The sequence below is a fragment of the Alcaligenes sp. EGD-AK7 genome (assembly GCF_000465875.3).
GTDB classification, from domain to species: Bacteria; Pseudomonadota; Gammaproteobacteria; order Burkholderiales; family Burkholderiaceae_B; genus Alcaligenes; species Alcaligenes phenolicus.
Genome location: NZ_AVOG02000069.1, coordinates 144,564 through 168,179 on the forward strand (window position 1 = coordinate 144,564; position 23,616 = coordinate 168,179).

The following is a 23,616-nucleotide window of genomic DNA, read 5'->3' on the forward strand; positions in this document are numbered from 1 at the left end:
TCACTGCTGTCTCCCATTGAGTGGTGGCAGCTCTCTTTCAGACCAAAGAGGCTGTCCCCCTGCTGTGCCCCTTATCGGGCTTCTTGTTTGGAAAGGTCGTAGGTTCCCAAGCCAGGTTTGTATGTTTTGTCGTCCAAAAACTGCCGCATACCTTCTTTGCGACCTTCGTTATCAAAACTGTTGGCCGCCTCCTGAACACGCACCAGATAATCTTCCGCATTGTCGTAGGTCATCTCCTGCACACGACGGATGGCATCCTTGGTGGCCTTCAATGCAATCGGGTTTTTTTGCAGCAAGACTCGGGCGACCTGTGTCACGCGCTCTTGCAAGCTCTCCAAGGGCAAGGACTCATTGACCAGCCCCCACTGGGCTGCCGTCCGACCGTCAATACTCTCACCCATCATGGCGTGATACATCGCATTACGGAATGACAACAACTCCACAGCAACTTTTGAGGCCCCTCCACCGGGCAAAATACCCCAATTGATTTCAGACAAGCCGAACGTGGCCTCATCCGCGGCAAACGCCAAGTCGCAGGCAAACAAGGGACCATAGCCTCCACCAAAGCACCAGCCATTAACCATCGCAATCGTCGGTTTCTGAAACCAACGCAGTCGGCACCACCAACCGTAGCTTTCGCGTTGCGCCTTACGCGTCCCTTTCAGGCCAGTGGCTTCTGTTTCCCTGAAATATTCTTTCAAATCCATACCAGCAGTCCAAGCCGAGCCCTCGCCACTGAGCACCACCACACCAACGTCCTCACGGAACTCCAGTTCATCGAGCACACGCATCATCTGACGATTAAGTTGCGGACTCATGGCGTTGCGTTTCTCGGGACGATTAAATTTCACCCAAGCGATACGGCCCTCTACCGTACACAACACGGTTTGCTCTTCTGTGCGTTCAATATTCATCAGCCTTCCTTGCTCTTTTAAAACTGAGTGTTTGATCAATTGATTCAATTAGATAATTATTATGATATATAACCATTATTGATCATCACAATACAGCGTTAACCCTAGGTGACTACAAATACAACCTTGCATAAGGTCACTATTCTGACCTGGTCAAGCGGTGCGCTCCCTGCTTGACCAATCTGCGTTCAATATGAAAAAAACCGCCCGAAGGCGGTTTTCTTGCAGAGACTCTCTCTTAAGATAAGAAAGCGTGAGGGAACAAGATCAGGATGTTTTGATAGCACCCGCAGAATTGGCCGAGATTGTCCGACGCCGTGCGGAAATACGTACCCAAACCTGCTGGAACACAATCAAGGCACCGGCAATGAACACAACGTCACCCAAGGTACGCCACCAGCGCAGGGATTGCAGGATAGGCTGCTGCATGAACTCTTCGCTGCGGGCATACCACATGCCTTCCGAGATGCTGGCCCAAGCCTGAATAATCCCGGCCGGCAGCAAGCTGACGAACATCATCAGCACCAGACCCAGGTTCAGCGTCCAGAAGCCCCAGCTCATCAGGCGATCGTTGTAACGAACCTCGGGCGAGATATAACGCACCACCAGCAAGACAAAGCCCAGAGACAGGAAGCCATACACACCGAACAAGGCTGCGTGAGCATGCAATGGCGTGGTGTTCAAACCCTGGATGTAGTAGAGCGAGATAGGTGGGTTGATCAGGAAGCCAAACACACCAGCACCCAGCATGTTCCAGAAGGCCACGGCCACAAAGAACATGACAGGCCAACGCAAATCACTCATCCAGCTGGCTTGTTTCTGCATCTTCCAGTTATGGAAAGCTTCGTAGCCCAGCATGATCAAAGGCACTACTTCCAACGCGCTGAAGGAAGCACCAATGGCCATGATCGGCGTGGTCGTACCCGAGAAGTACAGGTGGTGCAAAGTACCAGGCACACCACCGACCAGGAACAGCGAGGCCGCTGCCAAACCCGCAATCGTGGCACTACGCTTGGAAACCAGACCCAAGGTCAGGAAGATAAAGCCCATGGCAACCGTTGCAAAGACCTCGAAGAAGCCCTCAACCCACAGGTGAACCACCCACCAGCGCCAGTACTCCATGATGGTGATATTGGTGTGCTCGCCATAGAACAAGCCGGTACCGTAGAACAGACCAATGGCCACGGTAGAGATGGTCAACAGAACCAATAAATGGTTGTCGCCCTTGTCACGACGCAAGGCAGGCCACATGCCACGCAACATCAGCAGGAGCCAGAAAGCCAGGCCAATGAACTTGATGATCTGCCAGAAACGGCCCAGATCCAGATACTCATAACCCTGGTGACCGAACCAGAAGTTCAGCTCGGGGGGCAGGATGTTTTTGATGGCCAGGAAGTTGCCGGCAAAAGAACCAATAAAGAGCACAACCAGAGCGCCGAACAGAACGTCCACACCCAGACGCTGGAACTTCGGATCCTCGCCCCCGTTAATCAATGGCACCAGGAACAGACCAGCGGTCAGGAAGCCACTGGCAATCCACAAAAGGGCTGCCTGAATATGCCAGGTACGGGTCAAGGAGTAAGGGAACCACTGCGACACGTCTATGCCATAGAACATCTGGCCTTCGACCGTGTAGTGCGCCGTAAAGCCGCCCAGGAAGACCTGGATGACAAACAGGGCAACCGTCAGGAAGGCATATTTTTTCAGGGCACGCTGCGAAGGGGTCAGGCGGAAAGCCAGAACCGGATCAGTGGCCGGTGCAACAGGGGCTTCCTCTTCTTTGTGCGTAAAGGCCCAGATCCAGACCAGCAAACCAATACCGGCCAGCAAGAGCACGATACTGACAATGGACCAGACAATATTGGCCGTGGAAGGATGGTTATCCACCAAAGGCTCATGTGGCCAGTTGTTGGTATAGCTGACGGTGGTGCCAGGACGCTCGGTTACCGTGGCCCAAGACAGCCAGAAGAAAAAGCGGGTCATGTCCTGACGACGCTGCAGCTCTGGCAAGGTGTTGTCCTTCATGGCGAAGCTTTCGCGGCTGGACTTCAGCTCAGGCGCGTCGCCAAACAGGTCGATGTAATACTGGGCGGTGGTATCGATGGCCTTGGCGCGACGTTCGCTGATCTGCAATACGCCCGTCGCTTCATCAATGCGGTTGGGACGGTATTCGTCCTGCAGTTCCTGCCGCAAAGTGGCCTGCTGACTGGATGTCAGCTGATCGTAGTTCAGCGAGTAGGTTTGCTGGGCAGCCAGATCCAGCCAGGCCAGAGCCTCGCGGTGCAACCAGTCGGCGCTCCAGTCCGGGGCCTGGTAGGCCCCATGCCCCCAGATCGAGCCCAGCTGCATGCCGCCGGTACTTTGCCAGGCGGACTGGCCACGATGTATCTGTTCCTGTGAGGTAAACTCACGGCCATCCGGTGTGACTACCTTGACGGGCATGGGGGGTGCCTGGCGATACACCTCCACACCTGTCCATCCCAGGATGGCAAAGGTCACCATGGTGACTGCCACCAGGGACCACCATAGTTTTTTATAGCTACGCATTTTCTTCTCCGTCTCGCTGATGAATCAAACGACCCAATCCAAACAAGTCCTGGCAGGACCCAGTTACCTGGTCAAAACCTGTTTGGGTACGGCCCCGGAACGGGGGACGGACCGAAGCACACGCCTTGTAGCGATGTTCTGCTAAGTCGGGGGTCATGTCATAGTCCTTAAAAATGTATGACAAAACATCTAAAGCAAAGACCGTGCCAAGTTCTGGACGACATAGATCAAAGGATTGCAATCAGCCTGGGTATAAACTACCTCGACAAAACTGGGTATTTTTCACCATAAGGGTATTTTTCACCCATGCTAGATCTCTTGATTGCCGACCTTGCCACCGAGATTCCGGGGCCTTTACGCCTGCAACGCATGGTGCATTTGCTGGCACGGCACTTTGGCTGTGATGCGGCGGGTTTGCTGAAGCTGGACGACACGGTGCTGCGTATTGTGGCGGCCAGTGGCCTGGGCCATGACACCTTGGGGCGACACTTTGTCATTGCAGATCACCCCCGACTGGCGCGGATTTTGCACTCCCCCAGCCTGACCCGCTTTGAACCCAACTGTGCCCTGCCGGACCCTTATGACGGCCTGCTTGATGACAAGCTGGGCCAGCCCCTACCGGTGCATGATTGCGTGGGAATTACCGTGCAAGTCCAGGGCACGCCCTGGGGCATTCTGACGCTGGATGCCTTGCGACCAGGGACGTTTTCAGCCTCCAAGCTGGTGGAACTCAAGCACTGGTGTCTGGTGTTGGAAAGCGCAATTCGCATCAGCGAGCTGGAAGAAGAAAACCGCAGCTTGCGCCTGCTCTCCACCTTGCCGCCCGATTACCTGTCGCGCAATAACTCGGCCGCCATCATTGGCAACAGCAAATCCCTGCTGGAGGTCATTCAATTGCTGGACACGGTGGCCACCTCCGAGCTGCCTGTGCTCTTGCTGGGTGAAACCGGCGTGGGAAAGGAGTTATTTGCACAACGCCTGCACCAACGCTCACCACGCCACAACAAACCCTTGATCTACGTGAACTGCGCTGCCCTGCCCGAGTCTCTGGCAGAAAGCGAGTTATTCGGGCACGTAAAGGGCGCATTCTCGGGTGCCCATGAAAATCGGGCCGGGCGCTTTGAAGCCGCCCAAGGCGGCACCCTGTTTCTGGATGAAATCGGCGAGTTGTCTTTAACGATACAGGCCAAACTGCTGCGTACTTTGCAGAACGGCGAGATTCAGCGCCTGGGGGCGGACCACCCCATCAAATTGAATGTACGTCTGGTTGCTGCCACCAATCGTGATCTGAGCCAGCAGATCGCCCAAGGTGGATTCCGGGCGGACTTGTTTCACCGTCTGTCGGTTTTCCCCCTCACGATCCCCGCCTTGCGCGAGCGCCATCAGGACATTCTGCTGCTGGCAGGCCACTTTCTGGAAACCAACCGTTCTCGTTTGGGATTGCGCGGAATTCGCTTATCCCCCGACGCAGAAACCGCTTTACTGGCTTATCATTGGCCGGGTAATGTTCGCGAACTAGAACATTTGATCAGTCGGGCAACCATCCGCCTGCTGGTCGATGCGCCAGATCGTAACCAAATATTTACGCTTAGCGCCGATAATCTCAATTTGTTACCTTCTACCCACCAGCCTGTCGCAACGACCAGTACGGCTATTGGTGCACCTCGCCAATCCTTGCGTCAGTCCGTTGAGCAACTGCAAAGCCAGCTGATCCGGCAAGCTCTGGATGAGACCGACGGTAACTGGAGCCAGGCTGCCCGGCAGCTAGGCATAGACCCCAGCAATCTGCACAAGCTGGCCAGCAAACTAGGGCTTAAAACCCGCTCAGAAAGCTTAAGTGATGACTGACATATCCTACCCCTCCTTGTTAGCCAGCCTGCCCGTTTTCTCCCAGCTGGACGCAGCCAGCATTAACGAACTGTGGCAGGAGGGGCGCCTGATCCACTACGACAAGGACAGCCAGGTCTTTCGTCAGGAACAAAGCAGCGACCACTTTTTTGTTCTGCTGCAAGGCCTGATCAAAGTCGTACGCACCATGCCCAATGGCTCACAACTCCTGGTACGTTTTGCCTTGCCCGGCGACGTAATTGGCATTGCCCCTGCCCTGCGCCGTCGCAACTATCCGGCAACCGCCATTAGCGTAACCACCAGCGCCGCATTGGCCTGGCCTGAAAAGTCCTGGGACAGCCTGACGCAACGCTTTCCTTGCCTGCTCAGCTCTGCACAAGACACGGTCGCGCAACGACTAAGCGATGCCGATGATCGCCTGCTGGAAATTCATAGTCTGGAAGTGGAGCAGCGACTGGCTCACAGCCTGCTGCGCTTGATTCGTCAGGTGGGCCAAAGCGGTGCACAAGGGACGTCCTTGAGTATTCCGGTAACCCGGCAAGATCTGGCTGACCTGGCCGGAACCACCTTGTACACGGCCAGCCGCGTCGTCAGCAGCTGGGATCATCAAGGTTTGATTCTGGCAGGCCGCAAGCAAATTACGATTGCGGACCTGGACAAGTTTGCACAAGCGGTTCTGGAACGCGGCTAAGCGCAGGTTTAGTCTTCAGTGACCAGACGCAGACCCAAGTAACGCGGTGGCACACCCACCGAACACGCCCCGGTTTTTGGGTCGCGAATAAAGTCGGGCATCACCGCAATGTGCTCGCCCCCCAGGGTACGGACACCGCAGTTTTCCAGGCGAGACTCTGCGCGCGGCACGCTGATGCGGTGTACCCGGACATGGCAGGTATTGGTCCATTCAGCCACCTGCCCACCCGCATCAAACACCCCATAAGCATTGGCAACGCCCTGCCCCAAAGGCGCCAAGGGCACCTCTTGCTCCTGTTTGCGCTTGTAGCTTTCCTGATATTCCTGCAGCCACAAAGCGGCCTGCTCATTCTCATCCAGCCCACCCTGCGCCGATTCAGGTACTTTCTGATCGGCGAAATAGCTCCATTCCAGATACTGCGGCAAACGGAATGTCTTGCCTGTACGCTCGCTTAACCAGGCAGCGTAATCCTGTCCGTCCTGCCAGCTCACCCCGACAACCGGCATATTCTTGGCCTGCCCTCGACCCACTGCATCTGCAGCCTTGCAACGTTCTGCACGAACGCACTGATCGTACTCGTACTGGCTGACTTGATATTTCATCGCTTTCAGGGTCGGGGCCGGGGCATACATCACCGTATCGGACGCGACCAGGCGGCCATCGAGCAAGTACTCGCCAGCCTGCATGAGCTCACGGGCCGGGCCAGCCACTTCCACCAGTTCGGGCAAAGCGGACGGATTGCTGGACTCCCCAGCCGAACATCCGGCCAAGATGGCCGCTAACAGCACGGTTCCCGCTACACGACTTTGCATTGTGAACTCCCAAGAGACAGCCACCATTGAAACGTAGCCAGTGGTTCATGTCCTTGCGCCAAGGCAAACAGCGTCCTTAAGGCATCAAAATTCTCCGCTCACACGTTCCTGCCCCTTCCTTGAGCCTTATACTGCTGGTCTCCCATCGCTCCTTGAACCCTCGGGCCAAAAAAATGAATGCTGACTTGACGACAGGTTCCGAAGATATGGCGGCGGCAGTGCGCCGCATTGTCCATCTTTATCAAGGGCTGACGCCAGACCGGCTATCCGAGCTGGAGGTCTGCTATGCGCCTGACGCCCATTTCAAGGACCCCTTCAATGAGGTAGAGGGCGTTGCAGCCATCCGCGGCATCTTCGAGCACATGTTTACAGCGTTGCACTCGCCACGCTTTGTCATTACGCAGCAGATCGTCCAGGACCAACGAGCCTTTCTGGAATGGGAGTTCCGCTTCTGCATCAAACGCTGGAAGCCGGATCTTGAACACTGCATCCGGGGAGCGTCAGCGCTGTCCTTTGATGGACAAGGTCGGGTGACCCATCATCGAGATTATTGGGATGCGGCAGAGGAGCTTTACGAAAAGCTACCCATGCTGGGTTTATTGATGCGCTGGCTGCGACGTACGATGTCCACATCGGAAAAGTAGCCCCCCCTCACACTCCGTCCCCAACACCGGCAGGGGGTGCCGGACGGATTCCGGAGACTGTCTTACTGTGCCAAGGACGTACGGCCCGAACCTGCCAGACCATCAAAGGTGGTGCTGCTCACCCATTCAATGATCTGCTCGTGGGTGTACTGCCCCGACTCTTTGAGAAGGCTCACCACAGGGTCACATGCACGCGCAAACAAGGTGTAGAGCACCAGCTCGACTGGCAGACCCGATTGCAGGCTGCCTGCCGTCTGCGCCTCGATAATCCAGGTGCTCAGACGATTACTCAAGGCAATCAGGCGATCCATGTACTCATCATTTGACTGGAGCGAGGCGCTAAGGCTTGAGTTCTGCGCGGGCAGCGACGGCATTTCCCCTTGCAACTGGGTATCCATCGTCCAGCGCACCACAGATTTGAGCTGATCAATCGCCGTAATGGGTTGGCCTGCTTCTGCAGCATCCTGAGCCTGTTTGCGCAGCTCATCCACAAAAGCCAGGGCGCGATCGAGCACGCCCACCATCGCCGCAGCGGCCAATTCTTCCTTGGACGTAAACAGCTTATATAGGCTGGCCTTGGCCATGCCTGCCTCGGCGGCGACTTGGTCGACCGTCATGGCATCGTAGCCTTTGGTCGCCAAAAGACGGTTAACAGCGGTCACGATGGCTTCTACGCGTACGCGCTGGATTTGTTCTTTGATTGAGGATCGAGCGTTCATGAGTTCTATTTTAGGACGAATGAGATCATCTTGCATACCAAATAGTGCAAAAATATTATTTAAGGTTTATAGTTTGAACTAATGAGTTCACTGTTTGATCTTTCCGGTTCATAACCTCCTGCGCAACACCCTAAGGAGCTGCCATGCGTCGTATCGCTGTAATCGGTTCGGGCATATCCGGCTTGGCCGCTGCCTATCGTCTTGCTCACTCCCAAGACACGCATCGCGTCTGTCTGATTGAAGCCAACTCTTATTTCGGCGGACATGCCAATACTGTCGAGCTCAGCCTGGATGGTATTAGCCACGGGGTGGATACCGGTTTTTTGGTGTTCAACCACCGCACCTATCCCCTGCTCACAAAGCTATTCAAGGAGCTGGAGGTAGAGACCGCCCCCTCGGAGATGTCCTTCTCCGTGCAGATTCCCCACCCTGATGGCAGACCGGGGCTGGAATGGAGCGGTAGCTCTCTAGGCAGCGTGTTTGCACAGCGCAGGAACTTGATAAGCCCACGCTTTATTGGCATGTTGCTGGAAATTTTGCGCTTCAATCGTCTGACGACGGATATCGCCCAGCGCCAGCTTGAGTCACAACTCAATACGCCCATAGAAACCTTTCTGGATCTGCATGGCTTTGGCAGCACATTTCGCAACAACTACCTGTTGCCCATGATTGGCAGCATCTGGTCTTGTCCGACCGATCAAATGCTCCGCTTCCCCGTCGCTACCCTGATTCGCTTTTGTCACAATCACGGACTAATCCAGATCACCAACCGTCCCCAGTGGCACACCGTTCGAGGCGGCTCTCAACGCTACGTACGCCGCATGATTGAGCGACTGCAAGAGGACGGCCGCCACGAAATCCGATTGAACGCCCCTGTGTTCAGCCTTAAACGTGAAGCCCAAAGCGTCATGGTAGAAATGCCTCACGGTACCGAGCAGTTCGATGCTGTCGTGCTGGCCTGCCATAGTGATCAGGCATTGCGCCTGCTGGGCCAGGACGCAACCCAGACAGAGCGTGCCGTGCTGGGCAGCATTCGTTATCAAGCCAATGAAGCCGTATTGCATACCGACACTGCCGTCTTGCCACAGCGCCAAGCCGCCTGGGCGGCCTGGAACTATGAACGCGCCAGCTCGGCGGCTTCAGAGGAAACCGGAGTTTGCCTGCATTACCTCATCAACCGCCTTCAGCCACTGCCCTGGCAGCAAGCCGTCGTGGTCTCGCTCAATCCGGCCCGTCCCATAGCCGCGGACAAGGTACATGCGCGCATTACGTACAGCCACCCAGTCTTTGACCATGCCGCCATCCTGGCACAACAACAGCTTGAAAAGTTGCAGGGCCAACGCCGGACCTGGTTCTGCGGTGCCTGGTGCGGCTACGGATTTCACGAGGACGGTTTGCGTTCGGGTCTGAGCGCCGCTGACCAGGTTCTGCTGTCCCTGAACCGTGCAGAGCAGGCGGCCAACACTGATCTCAGGCAGGAGGAAACCGTATGAATGCCTCCGCTCTCATTGGCTTTGGTCATATCTGGCATCGGCGGCTGCGGCCAGTCGAGCACGCCTTTCATTACCCTGGTTATTTCCTGCTGCTTCCCATGCGTAGCCTGCGGGAACACCCAGTCCCCGTCCTGCGCCGCAACCAACGCGGCTGGATCAGCTTTCATGACAGCGATCATGGCAATGGCGGTAATGACGCTCTGGCCTGGTTTGAATCTCTGTTAGAGCAGGAAGGTATTGAGGATGCGGATGGCGAGATCTGGCTGCATACCTTTCCGCGCGTCCTGGGTTATGTCTTCAAGCCCGTGAGCTTCTGGTACGCCCATCGGGCCGACGGTTCGCTGGCGGCGATTCTGGCCGAAGTCAACAACACCTTCGGTGAGCGTCATGCCTATCTCCTGGCAGGGCCGCATCTGGGCTGGGATTGCGAACAAGTTGCCAGCAAGCAATTTCATGTCTCCCCGTTTTGCGAAACCCACGGCGAGTATCGCTTTCGATTCTCGCGCAATGAAACTACCAACCTGGCGCTCGTCGATCTGTACGACGACGCAGGCCCCCTGTTACGCACAGGTGTTCAAGGAACGCTACACCCCCTGAATGCGGCTACCGTACGCAGGGCATTTTTTGGCACACCGCTGATGACCCTGGGGGTCATTGTTCGCATCCATTGGCAAGCACTACGCCTGTGGGCAAAGCGGCTTCCCTTCCATCGCAAACCACCAGCGCCCAAGCGCTCTGTCACACGATGAATACAAGCACCGCCACTCTCTTGAGCAAGTCCGCAACAGCAAGCAGCGACTTGTCACCTCACGCGAACCGCGTCCTGAAGCTCTTGACGCATTTGCCTCATGGCCAGTTGGAGCTTCAGTTGCCCGATGGGCAAGTGCGGCATTTTCCCAAGCAAAATGCAGTGGAACCCGACGCCTGCTGCGCAATCGGGCAGTGGGAGGCGCTGGACCGCATCTTGAGCTCGGGCGACATTGGCTTTGCGGAAGGCTATATAGAAGGTCAATGGGACACCGATGACCTAAGCGGCTTGCTGCGTCTGTGCATCCGCAACCGCAATCACCTGGAACAACTGGTGTACGGTCACTGGTGGGCTCGACTGGGCTTCAGACTGCGCCATATGCTTCACCGCAACACGCGGGCGGGCAGCGCTAAAAACATTCATGCTCACTACGATCTGGGCAACGACTTTTATCGACTCTGGCTGGACCCAAGCATGAGCTACAGCGCTGCCTGGTTCGAAGGTCTTGACGGCTCGGCCTTGCACGAGGCTGATCTGGAGCAGGCTCAAGGCGCAAAAACCAGACGGGCGCTGCGTGAGACGGGACTGCAGCCGGGGCAACGACTGCTGGAAATTGGCTGTGGCTGGGGAGCGCTTGCCCAGACAGCGGCCACGGAGTTCGGCGCGCAGGTGACAGGGGTCACCTTGTCACGCGAACAGCTTGACTGGGGCATGCAGCGCATAAGCAAAGCCGGCCTGCAGGAACAGGTTGATCTGCGTTATCAGGACTACCGGGATCTGGCGAAAGAACACGCGGCGCAGCCCTTTGACGCCATTGTCTCCATTGAAATGTTCGAAGCTGTCGGGCATGAATACTGGCGCACCTACTTCAAGACTTTGCATGATTGCCTCAAACCGGGCGGCTATGCCTGCGTGCAATCCATCACCCTGCGCGAAGACCTTTTTGCCCGTTATTTGCACTCCTCCGACTTTATCCAGCAATTCATTTTTCCCGGAGGGCTGCTGCCCAGTGTCACGGCCTTCGAGCGCGAGGCCCAGCGAGCTGGCCTGACCGTGGTCAGAGCAATGAGCTTTGGCAAGGATTACGCCGAAACACTCCGACGCTGGCGTCAGGCTTTTGAGCAAAAGCTCGATGCAGTCCGCAGCCAGGGCTTTGACGAGCGCTTTGTTCGCATCTGGCGATTTTATCTGGCCTATTGCGAGGCTGCCTTTGATATGGGCAACACCGATGTAGTCCAGTTCACCCTGAGAAGGCCTGACCATGACTGATATTCGACGACGCCAGGCCCTGATCGTGGGCATCAGCCTTCTCGCCCCTACCCTTATTGCCATGACCCCTAATCTCTCGGCGGCCGCAGCGGCTGTCCCCCAGGAGCTGCGCTCCACCCTGCCCTCTGCCCATCTTGTTGGCAGTGGTCCCATGCGCTTTTTTGGACTGCGGGTTTACGAGGCGCGCCTGTGGGCAATGCCGGACTTCGAGCCCAAAGAGTATGCACGCCAGCCCTTCGCCCTGGAGCTGATCTATGACCGCAAACTGGAAGGCGAAGCCATTGCCGAGCGTTCAGTTGCCGAAATGCGGCGTGTGGGCAGTTTCTCCGAGCAGCAGGCTCGCCAATGGCTGCTCCTGATGAAAAAGGCTTTTCCGGATGTCCTGGCACAAGATCGCCTGCTGGGCGTGACAGACGGAACCGGCGATGTCCGCTTTTTCCATAATGGACGTGAAACCGCCCGTATTCAGGACGCAGAGTATGCGCGCCTGTTTTTCGGAATTTGGCTGTCTGAGCAGACTTCTGCACCAGGCTTGCGAACAGCCCTCTTAGGCAAACGCTGATAAAGGCGCAACCATGCTCCCCCCAGGCTCCCGCCCCTTAAAGCCGCTGCATTGGCGTACGGGACTCTCCTATGGAAGTCTTGGCCTGCCGCTGTCGTTCGTGTCGCTCCCTTTATATGTGAACCTGCCGCATTACTACGCGGCGGTGGCCGGGGTGCCGCTGGCGGGCCTGGGCGCCGTGCTGCTGGCTACCCGAGCCGTTGACGCGGTGCTAGACCCTGCGCTGGGAAGGCTGGCCGATCGTCTTTTGCATCGAGGCCTGGGCCAGGCCTGGCTGGCCGCTTTGTTGGGCAGCATGATTATGGGCTTGGGTTTTGCAGCACTGTGGCATCCTCCCGAAGGTGACCCACAAGAGATGTTGATCTGGCTGGCACTCAGCCTGCTGGTATGCACCTTGGCCTATAGCGCCGTAAGCATCTTGCATCAGGCCTGGGGGACTCGCTGGGGTGGTGATCCCAATTGGCGTGCGCGTGTCACCGCATGGCGTGAAGGCGCCACGCTTCTTGGTGTCTTGCTGGCCAGCGTATTGCCCACCTGGTTAGGCTTTGATGCGACCAGTGTCGTGCTTTTTCTAGCCTTGGCCATAGGCCTGTTCGGGCTACATCGCCTGCCGCTCGCTACCGCCCACCCCATGGATTATGCACTTGGGCACAGCAGTTCTGCATCAAGCACCTCACCCTGGGCTGATGCCAGTTTCCGCAGGCTGTTATTCGTCTTCATGCTCAACGGCGTAGCCGCCGCCATACCCGCTACCTTGTTGCCCTTTTTCGTGGCAGACCGCCTGCAGGCCCCGGAGATGCAGCCGCTCTTTCTTCTGTGCTATTTCGGCGCCGCCGCGGCAGGGCTGCCTTTATGGGTACGGGCTGTCTCGCGCTGGGGACTGGCACCCAGTTGGCGGGCCGGCATGCTGACAAGCGTTGTCGCCTTTTCCCTGACACCCTGGCTTGATGCCAGCGACGGTGACGCCTTCCTCGTTATCTGCCTGGCAAGCGGGCTGGCTCTGGGCGCGGATCTGGCCTTGCCAGGCGCCCTGCTGACCGGTGTCATCCATGAATCCGGTCAGGGCGGCTCGGGCGAAGGACGGTATCTGGGCTGGTGGACTTGTGCTGCCAAGCTCAACCTAGCCTTGGCAGCCGGTCTGTGCCTGCCCCTTCTTTCCGCCCTGGGTTACCAGAGCGGCACAAGCGACCCGTCTGGCCTGCAGGCGTTGGCCTGGGCTTATGGGGGCCTTCCCTGCCTGTTCAAACTATTGGCGTGGGCTGGCCTGTGGCGCGCCGAGCATCTGCACTCATCCTGGAGACTGATATGAAACTGACAAACAGCCTTGTCTCAACCCTGCCCTGGCGGCGCGTTGCCCTGGGACTGACACTCATGGGCACACTGGCCGGATGCGTGGGACCCACGGTCCAGGACTATGCCCAGGAACGCCCTGAACTGGACCTGCGTCAATATTTCAATGGCCCCTTAACCGCCCACGGCCTGTTCACAGACCGTTCCGGCAAAGTGGTCAAGCGCTTTACCGTGCGCATGACGGGCACCTGGAAGGGCGATGAAGGCGTGCTAGACGAGCACTTTGTCTACAGCGATGGCACCACTCAGCAACGGATCTGGCATTTGAAGCATCTGGGTGATGGCCGCTACAGCGGACGCGCTGACGATGTGGTCGGCCAGGCCCAGGGCCAGACCGCTGGCAACGCCTTTCATTGGAATTACGTGCTGGCACTGCCGGTGGACGGCAAGGTCTGGAACGTGAACATGGATGACTGGATGTACTTGATGGATGGCCGCACCATGCTCAACCGCGCTGCCATGAGCAAATTCGGCGTTCATCTGGGGGATGTGACACTGTCCTTCATGAAGGAGTAAGTGTGATGACACTGCTACACGCAAAACTCAATCCGCCGCTCAGTCACTGGCAAGGAAAATACGCCTGGATTGTCGGTGCCTCATCAGGCATAGGCAGAGCCACCGCGGAGGCGCTTCATGCGCAAGGCGCGCAGGTCATCGTCTCGGCCAGAGACACCGATGCGCTGCACGAGCTGGCCCAAGGCCGGGAGAGGTTTGTCGTCGTCCCGCTGGATGTCACCGAACCTGAAACGCTGGCTGCGGCCAAGCTGAAAGTACAAGCCTGCGTCGATATGGCGCCCGATCTGGTGCTGTATTGCGCAGGCAGGTACCTGCCCCAACGGGCGACCGAGTTCAATCTTCTGGAGATGCAGAAACATCTGGCAGTCAATTATGTGGGCGCGCTGCATCTGCTCGATGCGGTCATCCCGATGCTGCTTGAGGCCGGACGCGGCCACCTGGCCCTGGTGGGTAGCGTGGCGGGCTACCGCGGGCTGCCAATGTCCCTGGCCTATGGGCCCACCAAAGCCGCACTGAATAATCTGGCGGAGAACCTCTATTTGGATCTGCACCCGTTGGGACTGGGCATTTCCATTATCAACCCCGGTTTTGTAGACACCCCGCTGACCGTCCAGAACAGCTTCAAGATGCCCGCGCTCATCACCCCAGAAGAAGCAGCCCGTCATATCCTGCATGGCTGGAAACAGGGACAGTTTGAAATGAACTTCCCCCGTCGTTTTACCCGCTGGGTAAAGCTCATGCGATGCCTGCCCGATAGCTGGTACTTTTCGGCGGTACGTCGTGTCACTGGAATGTAAACGCAGCCGCACATGGAGACAGCACACCCCGCGCACTACCGCGCCCACACTCTGCGCCTGATACTAGGCGACCAGCTCAACCCACAGCACAGCTGGTTCCAACAGGTGGACAGTCAGGTGGTCTATGTACTGATGGAGGTGCGTCAGGAAACCGACTATGTCTTGCATCATGCACAGAAAATTCTGGCCATTTTCGCTGCAATGCGTGACTTTGCGCAGCAGTTGCGAGCCGCTGGCCATCGTGTGCGTTATGTGACCTTTGAAGACCCCAGCAACCGTCACTCCATCACCGGCAACCTGACGGCGCTCGCGGCGCATTACGGTGTCCACCAGGTGCAATGGCAACAAGCCGACGAATGGCGACTGGATACTCAATTGCAACAGTGGGCAGACACGCAGTCCCTGAGTTGCTCAGGGGTGGATAGTGAACACTTTCTGAGCCGCCGCGATGAGCTGGCGACCCAGATGCGCGGTCGACGCCAATGGCTGATGGAGCATTTCTATCGCCGTATGCGTCGCCGGTACCGGTTGCTGCTGGACGACCATGAGCAGCCGGTCGGTGGCAAGTGGAACTTTGACCATGAGAATCGCAAACCCTGGCCCGGCACTCCGGCTGAACCCACCGACTGGCGGCCCTGCCACGACCACAGTGTGCTTTGGGAAAAGCTGCAGCGTTGTGATGTGCCCAGCTTTGGCGATCCCCAGGCCAACGCCTTTCGCTGGCCGCTGAACCGCCAGGAAGCACTGCACTGTCTGGAGGCCTTCATCACCCATGCTCTGCCGCATTTTGGCGACTACGAAGATGCCATGTCCAGCCGAGCTCCTCGGCTGTTTCACTCGCTGCTCTCGTTCGCCCTGAACGTCAAAATGCTCCACCCGCTTGAGGTGCTGGAACGGGCCGAACGGGCCTGGCGAGAGGAACAGGCCCCCTTGGCTGCCGTGGAAGGCTTTACACGCCAGATCCTGGGTTGGCGCGAATACGTACGCGGCATCTACTGGGCTCACATGCCGGGCTACGAAAGCCTCAATGCATTCGGGCATGATTTGCCACTGCCGCACTGGTTCTGGACTGGGAACACCCGCATGCGATGCCTGAAACAGTGCATTCAGCAGTCCTTGCACAGCGCTCATGCTCACCATATCCAGCGCCTGATGGTGATTGGCAACTTTGCTCTGCTGGCCGGACTCGACCCGGCTGCTGTCCACCGCTGGTATCTGGGCATCTATATTGACGCTTTTGAATGGGTGGAACTGCCCAATACACTGGGTATGAGTCAGTATGCCGACGGTGGCCTGATCGCCACCAAGCCTTACATCAGCAGCGCCGCCTATTTACAACGCATGAGCGACTACTGTCAGGGTTGTGCCTACAAGCCCAAGGAGAAAACAGGGCCACACGCCTGCCCCTTCAATGCCTTGTACTGGGATTTCCTTGCCTGCAATGCCCAAGAACTGGGAGGCGCGGGACGGATGGCATTGATGTATCGCCAATGGCAGAAAATGGCCCCCGAGCAACAAGTTGCCCTACGCACCCACGCAGGGCAACTGCGCAAGAACCTGGATACTCTGTAAGCCACCCACACTGACCGAGGCATGACATGCAATCCCTGCCCACCGCTTACCGTGCCCTTATCCTGGGCAGCTCCGGCGCCATGACCGCCCAGCTGGCCGCCGATCCTCGCTGCGGCGAGCTGGTTAGCCTGCATCGGCGCAGCACACCCGCCCTGGACTTCGATCAGCCCGAGACGATTGCCACAGCGGCCCAAACCTTGAGCACACAAGGACCCTGGCATCTCATCGTGCTTGCCACCGGCATGCTCAGTAGCCCTACCGGGGGTCCTGAAAAGCGCTTGGCCGATCTGAATGCCGCCCACCTGATGGCCAACTTTAGCACCAACGCGATAGGCCCGGCCCTGGTACTGGCCCATTTTGCACCGTTGCTCCCCAGACACGAGCGCTGCACCCGGGCACTGTTACCTCAGCCTTGTCGGCGCCCTTTCGGGGCGCTCAAATCGGCCGCCCGCCTGCCGATGCGGCGCAAGCCCTGCTGGCCACGCTAGACACACTCAGCTCAAAGGACAGTGGTGGTTTCTGGGCCTACAATGGTCACGGACTGCCTTGGTAAGTTCTTTGCTCACCTTCACACACGGAGAATTCCATGCGCATCCTTCTGACAGGAGGCACGGGCCTCATTGGACAGGCCCTTTGCCAACACTGGCAACAATACGGCCACGAACTCTGGGTGTGGAGCCGAAACCCCCAGCAAGTCCCCCAATTGTGCCCAGGCGCAACGGGTATCGCGGTGCTGGACGAGCTCAATGGCAGCGCGCCGTTTGACGCGGTCATCAACCTGGCCGGAGCTCCCATTGCCAATCAACGCTGGACTGAGGCACGGCGCCAGCTTCTATGGCAAAGTCGGGTCGATCTGACACGCCGTCTGGTGGACTGGATGGGGCGACAAGCGTCGGTGCCCCCCGTCTTGATCTCGGGCTCCGCGGTAGGCTGGTACGGGGATGGCGGCGAACAGCAACTGACTGAGGCCAGCGCACCCGGCAACAAGGACTTTGGGAGCCAACTTTGCGTGGCCTGGGAGCAAGAGGCTGAACAGGCTCGCCAGTGGGGGGCGCGCGTGGTCTTGCTGCGCACCGCGCCCGTCTTGGCCAGAAACGCCGGGATGCTAGCTCGGCTGCTCCCCTCGTTCAAGCTAGGATTGGGTGCCAGACTAGGTGATGGTCAGCAGTGGATGCCATGGATACACATTGAAGACCAGGTCGCTCTCATCGACTACCTTTTGCACAGTCAAAGCTGTGAAGGCCCCTATAACGCGTGTGCGCCGCAGCCTGTGCGCAATGCGGAGTTCACCCGCATCCTGGCGCAAGAGCTGGGCAAGCCAGCCCTGTTTCATGCCCCGGCCTGGGTGCTACGGCTGGCATTGGGAGAGATGTCTGTTCTGCTGCTGGGCGGACAACGACTGATTCCGCAACGCGCCCAGCAAGCAGGTTTCAGTTGGCGTCACCCTGAACTGTCCGAGGCCTTAAGGGATGTGCTTAACAAAGCCTGAACGGATCGTTTACAGAGGTGGTCTTGCCATCTTGCCCATCAAAAAACGGCGTACGCTAAGGTTCGGGCATCGCCTTTGCCCAAGCCGTCCCGAGCAAAATCCACACACCCCCTGTCCGTGACGCCCAAGGGCCCTGCCACGAGACACTGCCGCGCCGAACGGCGCGGCCTGAACCTTGCGCGCTTACGTCAAAAAGTTCACAAAGCCGGTAATGATCACGGCATTGAAGAAGTCGATGAACAAGGAGCCCACCAGAGGAATCACAAAGAAGGCTTTGCGTGATGGACCATTATCTTCCGTGAAGGCCTGCATATTCGCCATGGCGTTAGGCGTTGCACCCATGCCAAAACCACAATGGCCAGCCGACATCACCACAGCATCGTAGTCCTTGCCCATGACCTTGAAAGTCACGTAGCTGGCAAAGAAGAACATCATGACAGTCTGGGCAATCAGGATCACCAAGAGCGGACCTGCCACTTGAGCCAGCTCCCACAGTTTCATCACCATCAGCGCCATGACCAGGAAGAAAGCCAACGACACATTGCCGATGATCTCAAACTCTTTTTCCGGCAAGCGGTAACGACGCCAGTCGATCACGTTACGGATGATGGCCGCCACCAGCATGGAGCCCAGGTAAGCAGGCAAGACAATGCCACGATCGCCCAGCCATTCAATGATGACACTGCCCACACCAATCGCTATAGACAGCAGCACTACGGCGTATACCGGCATTTCAAAGCCGCCATCATCAGCCTGAACGGTTTGCTTGACCGTAGTCTCCATCGCATGAGGCGCATCTGTGCCTTCGTGCTGACGACGATGACGACGGTGTGGAGCAGGACCGTCGATATTGTATTTTTTCATCAGGCGCTTGCCCAAGGGGCCGCCGATGACACAACCCATTACCAGCCCCCATGTCGAAGCGGCAATGGCAGCAGGCAAAGCCCCAACAGCACCAGCATTTTCCAGCATTGGACCAAAGGCAGCAGAAGTACCGTGGCCCCCCGTCATGGAGATCGAACCGGCGGCCAGACCCAGCAAGGGATTGGCGTCCATGAGGGTCGCCAAGGTCACGCCCATCACGTTCTGCAAAATAATCAGGACAACCGCGCAGCCCAGGAACAAAGCAACGGCCAGACCACCCTTTTTCAGCAACTCGAAGCTGGCTGAAAAACCGATGGTCGTGAAAAAGGCCATCAGCAAGAAATTGCGTATATCGTCGTTAAACGTAAAGTTGAACGAGCCGGTCTGATGTCCAACCAAGGCAATCAAGGCAAAAATCAATCCGCCGATAATGGGGCTGGGAATAAAATAGCGGGCCAATACAGCAACGCGATTCTTTATATATTCTCCCAGCACGAGAAAAACAGCCGCCAAACCTACCGTTTGCGCGATATCGAGCTGAATGTTCATCTATCCGTTCCTTACATCTTTGGAATAAGGGGCCTGCACCTTTGTGTCTGACAGAGGCTTCAAACCAATTTGTTCAAATAGGCATGTCTATCGTCGCTACTTCGTCCTTGTGGGACAAAGGCATGACCACCAACAGCGTAGTAAAACCGAGAAAAATAACATGAACAGGCGCCTAATGACGCCAATTTCCCTGAATCGGCCCGCTTTATTACAAAAAAACCCGCCATGTGGCGGGTTGGGAAAAGCTGGAGACTTAGCGGTCGCGCTCGATGGAAAACGCGCACAAGCTCAGTAATACCTGCTTGAATTCGCTCTCGGGAACATCAGCCAAGGCCTGAACAGCCAGCTGGGCTTCTGCCTTGGCCGCTTCACGGGTATAGGCCAAAGCATCGGTTTGCTCGATAGCCTGTGCAACAGCGGCAAAATCCGCATCACCGGTTTCAATGGCCGACTTGATCAGTTGAACCTGCTCGGGTGTGCCAACTTCCATGACACGGATCAGTGGCATGGTGGGTTTGCCTTCGCGCAGATCGTCACCCACGTTCTTGCCCAAGGCCTGGGCATCACCGGTGTAATCGAGCACGTCGTCAACCAATTGGAAGGCGGTACCCAGGTGGCGGCCATAGGCGGCCATGGCTTCTTCCATTTCAGGCGAAGCACCGGCCACAATCGCCCCCACTTGCGCCGCCGCTTCAAACAGCTTGGCTGTCTTATAGCGTACGACTTGCAGATAACGTTCCAGGGAAACGTCCGGGTCGTGTACGTTCAGCAGCTGCAAAACCTCGCCTTCGGCGATCACCGTGGTGGCTGCCGACAGCACGGCCATGGCCGGCATGGAGTTCGATTGCACCATCATCTCGAAGGAGCGCGAGTACAGGTAGTCGCCAACCAGCACGCTGGCGGCATTACCGTAGACCGCATTGGCCGTGTGGCGACCGCGTCGCATATCGGATTCATCGACCACATCGTCGTGCAGCAAGGTGGCGGTGTGGATGAACTCCACCACACCTGCCAACAGATGGTGCGTGCTCCCCTGATAAGCCAGCGCGCGGGCTACCAGCAACAGCAGCGCAGGACGCATGCGCTTGCCGCCAGCACTAACGATGTATTCGCCGATTGTGCGTATCAGCACCACATCCGAATTCAAGCGCTCACGAATGACGACATCAAGAGCCTTCATGTCGTCGGCAATAGGTTCAATCAGGGTGGACAGGTTCAAAACAGAATTCCGGACGAGTAAGGGAGGGGGCCGCTATCGGCCAACCGTAACTTGATGATTATACGATTTTGAATCGCTTTGGGCCTATTGTTACGCGTCAAGCACAACAGTGATCACAGAAAAAGGGGCCAAATTAGCGATAATAAGCATTTCAACCTGAAACGGAGACTGTCTTGAGTTCGCAAGACCTTAGTACCCTGATCAGCCGGGCCGAGCGGGTTCTCGCTCAACTGGAAGCCTGGCTGCCCCCTGCTCCACCCCCTATCAACTGGGATTCCATTGCTTTTCGCTGGCGTACCAATGGTTCGCGCGGCTGGCTTGAAGGTGTCCAGCACGTAGCCACCATCCAGACCGAAGACCTGCATCATATCGAACGCCAAAAGGGCATTATTGAGCGCAACACCCGCCATTTCCTGGCAGGCAAACCGGCCAATAACGTCTTGATGACAGGTGCTCGCGGTACGGGCAAAAGCTCGCTGGTCAAGGCCATGCTGGCCAAATTTGCCGATCAGGGCCTGCGTCTGATCGAAGTGGACAAATCCGATCTGGGCGACCTGGGCTACATCATTGACCTGATCAGCACCCGCCCCGAACACTTCATCATCTTCAGCGACGACCTGTCCTTTGAAGAAGGTGAAGCCGGTTACAAGGCGCTTAAATCCGTGCTGGACGGCTCGCTGGCCTCCCCTGGCGACAATGTACTGATCTACGCCACGTCCAACCGACGTCACCTGATGCCCGAGTACATGAAAGAGAACCTGAGTGCCTCCACGTCTGCAGACGGCGAGATCCACCCCGGTGAAGCCGTTGAAGAAAAGGTATCCCTGTCCGAGCGCTTTGGACTATGGTTGTCGTTTTACCCCTTTAAACAAGACGACTACCTGGACATTGTGTATTACTGGCTTGGCGCTTTGGGTTGCCCTGCAGAACACATTGAAAGCTCGCGTATGGAAGCCTTGCAATGGGCTCTGGAACGTGGCTCTCGCTCCGGCCGGGTAGCACGTCAATTTGCTAGAGATTGGACCGCTAGACATGTCTAAACCCACGTTGGAAGTGGCCGTTGGCGTTTTACTGAACCAACACGGCCAAGTGCTACTGGGAAAACGCCCAGCCGATAAACCCTGGCCGGGCTGGTGGGAACTGCCAGGCGGCAAGATTGAGGCGGGCGAGAGCGTCATACAGGCGCTGGTACGGGAACTGCGCGAAGAACTCGGCATTGAAACCACCCACGCACACCCCTGGGTTACCTATACACACGAATACCCCAAGAATTTCGTCAAACTCTCTTTCTGCCTGGTGCGGGAATGGGAAGGCGAACCCCAGTGCCTGGAAGGCCAAGAGCTTGCCTGGGTCAACCCTGAAGGTCCTTTGGAAGTCGGCCCTGTACTGCCTGCTACCGAACCGCCACTTAAATGGCTGCAACTGCCCGAACGCTATCTGATTACCAACATCGACGAGCCGGCCCGCTTACCCGCCTATCTGGAACAACTGGAACAAGCCCTGCAACAAGGCCCGGCCCTGGTCCAGTTTCGTGAGCCAGCCTGGGCTGCACGGCCCGATGCCGAATTCCATTTGCACCAGGCGTTCCTGCAAGTTGTGAACCTGTGCCAGCGCTACCAAGCGCGCTGCCTGGTCAATAGCCTGCACCCCGAGAGCTGGTGGGACCATGCCGATGGTGTGCATTTGCGCGCCAGCGACGCCCAATCCCTTTCCGCGAAATGCCACGACACCCTGACGACATTTCCCGCGATCAGCAAAGGCCTGATCGGCATGTCCACGCACAATGAAAGTGATATTGAAATAGCCCGCAAAATCCAGGCGGACTTTCTGGTTCTGGGCCATGTCCTGGAAACCTCCTCCCATCCCGGCGATCCAGGCATGGGCTGGGCCCGTTTCGCCAGCCTGGCGGAACAAGCTGGCCTGCCAGTGTTTGCCATAGGCGGGCAATCGGCCAGGACCTTGGCTGACGCCCGCAACCACGGTGCACACGGTATTGCCGGTATACGCCACATGCTGGACAACGACCCGGCATGACGCCACACGTCACTATTTCAGAACATGAAGGCGTACGCTACCTGCACCTGGGCTCTGCCTGGGTGCAAGGTGCCATGCGTCTGGATGCTCCCGATCAGCTAGAGCTGCACTACATTCGCCAAATGATGATCTGGACCTTGTTCCAGACCGATCCACGTCGTATTGCCCAGCTTGGCCTGGGCGCAGGCAGCCTGACACGCTTTTGCTACCAGCACTTCCCCCAGGCGCGCATCGACGCCGTGGAAATCAACCCGGAAGTGGTGCAGGCCAGTCGCCTGCTGTTTAACCTGCCGCCCGACGACGAACGCCTGAACGTGCACACGGTAGACGCGCTGGACTACCTGGATGCCGTCTACGGCGAGCTGGATGTGCTGCAAATTGATGTGTACTCCGACCAGGCCGAACACCCTGCCCTGGAAAGCGCAGCTTTCTATCAGGCCTGCCGCAAGGCTCTGGGGCCACAAGGACTGTTAACGGTGAATTTGCTGGGCTCGGAACTGGTCCATGCGCGCAATCTGCATGCGCTTCAAGAAAGCTTCCCGGCCGTAGTCTGGTTACCTGAAACGCACGATGGCAATCTGGTCGCCCTGGCTTTTGCTGACCCGCCACAAATTGACTTTGATGACTTGTACCAGCGGGCCGAAGAGATCCACGCCACCTTGGGCTTGGCCGACGGCGAGGAATGGGTTGACGGGCTGTATGCCTGGATGGACCAGGACTGAGGCGGTTTCCACGCCATATCAAGCAAGGAATGAGCCGCTGTTGAACGCTAAGCAAGCAAACTGCAGCCCCAAGCTTGGGAGGTAGTCCAATCTTTACTTGGTCCATACGGGGCAAACCGGGCGTTGAAGCTCCGGCCCAGCCAGGCCGGAGAGCACGATGAAACGGCCAAACTAAACCAAACCAAGCGCCAAGAAGTTCAGCCAACGCCGAACCACATCAAACCAAACTAAACCAAACTTGATTAAGACCAGATTGG

At 57.3% G+C, this 23,616-nt stretch carries 22 protein-coding genes; 16 read left to right on the forward strand and 6 right to left on the reverse strand.

Annotation, left to right across the window (positions count from 1 at the left end; genetic code table 11):
* Positions 1-71 precede the first annotated feature (71 nt).
* A complete protein-coding gene (locus N879_RS18855; protein ID WP_009458787.1) occupies positions 72-914 on the reverse strand; it encodes a p-hydroxycinnamoyl CoA hydratase/lyase in 843 nt (280 codons plus the stop codon).
* 267 nt (positions 915-1,181) lie between these two features.
* Complete coding sequence (locus N879_RS18860) at positions 1,182-3,461, reverse strand: nitric-oxide reductase large subunit (RefSeq protein WP_009458786.1); 2,280 nt, start codon at positions 3,459-3,461, stop codon at positions 1,182-1,184.
* A 306-nt stretch (positions 3,462-3,767) separates the two neighbouring features.
* Between N879_RS18860 and norR the strand changes: the two genes are divergently transcribed.
* On the forward strand, positions 3,768-5,309 hold the full coding sequence (gene norR, locus N879_RS18865) for a nitric oxide reductase transcriptional regulator NorR (RefSeq protein ID WP_022983615.1): 1,542 nt from the start codon (positions 3,768-3,770) through the stop codon (positions 5,307-5,309).
* The gene (locus N879_RS18870; protein WP_009458784.1) at positions 5,302-6,000 is read left to right on the forward strand and encodes a Crp/Fnr family transcriptional regulator; all 699 of its coding nucleotides are present in this window, start codon (positions 5,302-5,304) and stop codon (positions 5,998-6,000) included. Before norR ends, N879_RS18870 begins: the two co-directional genes overlap by 8 nt.
* Positions 6,001-6,008: 8 nt before the next feature.
* On the opposite strand, the gene N879_RS18875 is transcribed toward N879_RS18870, so the two are convergent.
* Positions 6,009-6,812: a formylglycine-generating enzyme family protein gene (locus tag N879_RS18875; RefSeq protein ID WP_161808945.1), complete on the reverse strand. Its 804-nt coding sequence runs from the start codon at positions 6,810-6,812 to the stop codon at positions 6,009-6,011.
* A gap of 173 nt (positions 6,813-6,985) precedes the next feature.
* On the opposite strand from N879_RS18875, the gene N879_RS18880 reads away from it, so the two are divergent.
* A complete protein-coding gene (locus N879_RS18880) occupies positions 6,986-7,456 on the forward strand; it encodes a nuclear transport factor 2 family protein (RefSeq protein ID WP_009458783.1) in 471 nt (156 codons plus the stop codon).
* Positions 7,457-7,518: 62 nt separating this feature from the next.
* Here the strand turns inward: N879_RS18880 and N879_RS18885 are convergent, their stop codons facing one another.
* Positions 7,519-8,175, reverse strand: coding sequence for a TetR/AcrR family transcriptional regulator (locus tag N879_RS18885; protein ID WP_009458777.1), 657 nt, complete (start codon positions 8,173-8,175; stop codon positions 7,519-7,521).
* A 143-nt stretch (positions 8,176-8,318) separates the two neighbouring features.
* Here N879_RS18885 and N879_RS18890 point away from each other — a divergent pair, with 143 nt between their 5' ends.
* The 10 genes from N879_RS18890 (at position 8,319) to N879_RS18935 (ending at position 17,971) form a co-directional block, all read left to right on the forward strand.
* Positions 8,319-9,668: an NAD(P)/FAD-dependent oxidoreductase gene (locus N879_RS18890; RefSeq protein WP_009458775.1), complete on the forward strand. Its 1,350-nt coding sequence runs from the start codon at positions 8,319-8,321 to the stop codon at positions 9,666-9,668.
* A complete protein-coding gene (locus N879_RS18895; protein WP_009458773.1) occupies positions 9,665-10,417 on the forward strand; it encodes a DUF1365 domain-containing protein in 753 nt (250 codons plus the stop codon). The genes N879_RS18890 and N879_RS18895 overlap by 4 nt, the downstream gene beginning before the upstream one ends.
* Positions 10,414-11,685, forward strand: a complete 1,272-nt coding sequence (locus N879_RS18900) for an SAM-dependent methyltransferase (RefSeq protein ID WP_022983617.1) — start codon at positions 10,414-10,416, stop codon at positions 11,683-11,685. Before N879_RS18895 ends, N879_RS18900 begins: the two co-directional genes overlap by 4 nt.
* Entirely contained in the window at positions 11,678-12,247 is a 570-nt protein-coding gene (locus N879_RS18905) for a chalcone isomerase family protein (RefSeq protein WP_022983618.1), read from the forward strand. The genes N879_RS18900 and N879_RS18905 overlap by 8 nt, the downstream gene beginning before the upstream one ends.
* A 13-nt stretch (positions 12,248-12,260) precedes the next feature.
* Positions 12,261-13,556, forward strand: a complete 1,296-nt coding sequence (locus tag N879_RS18910; RefSeq protein ID WP_031233050.1) for an MFS transporter — start codon at positions 12,261-12,263, stop codon at positions 13,554-13,556.
* A complete protein-coding gene (locus N879_RS18915) occupies positions 13,553-14,113 on the forward strand; it encodes a DUF3833 domain-containing protein (RefSeq protein ID WP_003801994.1) in 561 nt (186 codons plus the stop codon). Before N879_RS18910 ends, N879_RS18915 begins: the two co-directional genes overlap by 4 nt.
* 5 nt (positions 14,114-14,118) lie before the next feature.
* Positions 14,119-14,910: an SDR family NAD(P)-dependent oxidoreductase gene (locus tag N879_RS18920; RefSeq protein WP_009458766.1), complete on the forward strand. Its 792-nt coding sequence runs from the start codon at positions 14,119-14,121 to the stop codon at positions 14,908-14,910.
* Positions 14,911-14,922: 12 nt separating this feature from the next.
* Entirely contained in the window at positions 14,923-16,482 is a 1,560-nt protein-coding gene (locus N879_RS18925; protein ID WP_009458764.1) for a cryptochrome/photolyase family protein, read from the forward strand.
* A gap of 26 nt (positions 16,483-16,508) precedes the next feature.
* Complete coding sequence (locus N879_RS18930) at positions 16,509-16,970, forward strand: short-chain dehydrogenase/reductase SDR (protein ID WP_009458762.1); 462 nt, start codon at positions 16,509-16,511, stop codon at positions 16,968-16,970.
* A 98-nt stretch (positions 16,971-17,068) separates the two neighbouring features.
* Complete coding sequence (locus N879_RS18935; protein WP_022983620.1) at positions 17,069-17,971, forward strand: TIGR01777 family oxidoreductase; 903 nt, start codon at positions 17,069-17,071, stop codon at positions 17,969-17,971.
* Between the two features lie 183 nt (positions 17,972-18,154).
* On the opposite strand, the gene gltS is transcribed toward N879_RS18935, so the two are convergent.
* The gene (gene gltS / locus N879_RS18940) at positions 18,155-19,384 is read right to left on the reverse strand and encodes a sodium/glutamate symporter (RefSeq protein WP_009458760.1); all 1,230 of its coding nucleotides are present in this window, start codon (positions 19,382-19,384) and stop codon (positions 18,155-18,157) included.
* 253 nt (positions 19,385-19,637) lie between these two features.
* On the reverse strand, positions 19,638-20,603 hold the full coding sequence (ispB, locus tag N879_RS18945; protein WP_009458758.1) for an octaprenyl diphosphate synthase: 966 nt from the start codon (positions 20,601-20,603) through the stop codon (positions 19,638-19,640).
* Positions 20,604-20,776: 173 nt separating this feature from the next.
* On the opposite strand from ispB, the gene N879_RS18950 reads away from it, so the two are divergent.
* From N879_RS18950 to N879_RS18960, 3 genes are read left to right on the forward strand one after another with little or no spacing between them, the layout of a single operon-like run.
* Complete coding sequence (locus tag N879_RS18950; RefSeq protein WP_009458756.1) at positions 20,777-21,643, forward strand: ATP-binding protein; 867 nt, start codon at positions 20,777-20,779, stop codon at positions 21,641-21,643.
* The gene (locus N879_RS18955; protein ID WP_009458754.1) at positions 21,636-22,637 is read left to right on the forward strand and encodes a Nudix family hydrolase; all 1,002 of its coding nucleotides are present in this window, start codon (positions 21,636-21,638) and stop codon (positions 22,635-22,637) included. The genes N879_RS18950 and N879_RS18955 overlap by 8 nt, the downstream gene beginning before the upstream one ends.
* A complete protein-coding gene (locus N879_RS18960) occupies positions 22,634-23,359 on the forward strand; it encodes a hypothetical protein (protein ID WP_022983621.1) in 726 nt (241 codons plus the stop codon). Before N879_RS18955 ends, N879_RS18960 begins: the two co-directional genes overlap by 4 nt.
* Positions 23,360-23,616: the final 257 nt, after the last annotated feature.

Coding starts and splice junctions, on each gene's coding strand:
- N879_RS18900 (WP_022983617.1), top strand. CDS start 10,414: ATGAATACAAGCACCGCCACTCTCTTGAGCAAGTCCGCAACAGCAAGC.
- N879_RS18855 (WP_009458787.1), bottom strand. CDS start 914: ATGAATATTGAACGCACAGAAGAGCAAACCGTGTTGTGTACGGTAGAG.
- N879_RS18915 (WP_003801994.1), top strand. CDS start 13,553: ATGAAACTGACAAACAGCCTTGTCTCAACCCTGCCCTGGCGGCGCGTT.
- N879_RS18860 (WP_009458786.1), bottom strand. CDS start 3,461: ATGCGTAGCTATAAAAAACTATGGTGGTCCCTGGTGGCAGTCACCATG.
- N879_RS18895 (WP_009458773.1), top strand. CDS start 9,665: ATGAATGCCTCCGCTCTCATTGGCTTTGGTCATATCTGGCATCGGCGG.
- N879_RS18905 (WP_022983618.1), top strand. CDS start 11,678: ATGACTGATATTCGACGACGCCAGGCCCTGATCGTGGGCATCAGCCTT.
- N879_RS18930 (WP_009458762.1), top strand. CDS start 16,509: ATGCAATCCCTGCCCACCGCTTACCGTGCCCTTATCCTGGGCAGCTCC.
- N879_RS18910 (WP_031233050.1), top strand. CDS start 12,261: ATGCTCCCCCCAGGCTCCCGCCCCTTAAAGCCGCTGCATTGGCGTACG.
- N879_RS18955 (WP_009458754.1), top strand. CDS start 21,636: ATGTCTAAACCCACGTTGGAAGTGGCCGTTGGCGTTTTACTGAACCAA.
- N879_RS18885 (WP_009458777.1), bottom strand. CDS start 8,175: ATGAACGCTCGATCCTCAATCAAAGAACAAATCCAGCGCGTACGCGTA.
- gltS (WP_009458760.1), bottom strand. CDS start 19,384: ATGAACATTCAGCTCGATATCGCGCAAACGGTAGGTTTGGCGGCTGTT.
- N879_RS18870 (WP_009458784.1), top strand. CDS start 5,302: ATGACTGACATATCCTACCCCTCCTTGTTAGCCAGCCTGCCCGTTTTC.
- N879_RS18920 (WP_009458766.1), top strand. CDS start 14,119: ATGACACTGCTACACGCAAAACTCAATCCGCCGCTCAGTCACTGGCAA.
- N879_RS18875 (WP_161808945.1), bottom strand. CDS start 6,812: ATGCAAAGTCGTGTAGCGGGAACCGTGCTGTTAGCGGCCATCTTGGCC.
- N879_RS18935 (WP_022983620.1), top strand. CDS start 17,069: ATGCGCATCCTTCTGACAGGAGGCACGGGCCTCATTGGACAGGCCCTT.
- N879_RS18890 (WP_009458775.1), top strand. CDS start 8,319: ATGCGTCGTATCGCTGTAATCGGTTCGGGCATATCCGGCTTGGCCGCT.
- norR (WP_022983615.1), top strand. CDS start 3,768: ATGCTAGATCTCTTGATTGCCGACCTTGCCACCGAGATTCCGGGGCCT.
- N879_RS18960 (WP_022983621.1), top strand. CDS start 22,634: ATGACGCCACACGTCACTATTTCAGAACATGAAGGCGTACGCTACCTG.
- N879_RS18925 (WP_009458764.1), top strand. CDS start 14,923: ATGGAGACAGCACACCCCGCGCACTACCGCGCCCACACTCTGCGCCTG.
- N879_RS18880 (WP_009458783.1), top strand. CDS start 6,986: ATGAATGCTGACTTGACGACAGGTTCCGAAGATATGGCGGCGGCAGTG.